Here is a 234-nt window from a genome sequence, read left to right as displayed (position 1 = left end):
AAGAAGAGCACCCAAAACCGGAAACAGCGAAAGAATTGGAAGAAGAGGAAGAAGAGAAATTACAGGATCCAAAAGTAGAGAAACCACAAGTGGAAGGTATGGGTGAAGAGAAAGAAACCGAAGAGACATGGGAAACAACGGACGAGTTAAAAGAAGAGCACCCAAAACCGGAAACAGCGAAAGAATTGGAAGAAGAGGAAGAAGAGAAATTACAGGATCCAAAAGTAGAGAAAC

General features: G+C 41.9%; 1 pseudogene. It reads left to right on the top strand.

The annotated features are described in order from the left end of the window. Positions 1-234: pseudogene (locus MR056_RS22935) on the top strand (hypothetical protein); the annotation flags it as partial.

This window comes from Bacillus cereus group sp. BfR-BA-01360 (genome assembly GCF_022663595.1).
Taxonomy (GTDB): domain Bacteria; phylum Bacillota; class Bacilli; order Bacillales; family Bacillaceae_G; genus Bacillus_A; species Bacillus_A cytotoxicus.
The sequence above is the reverse complement of the archived record's forward strand: the minus strand, read 5'-3'. Positions and strand labels throughout refer to the sequence as shown.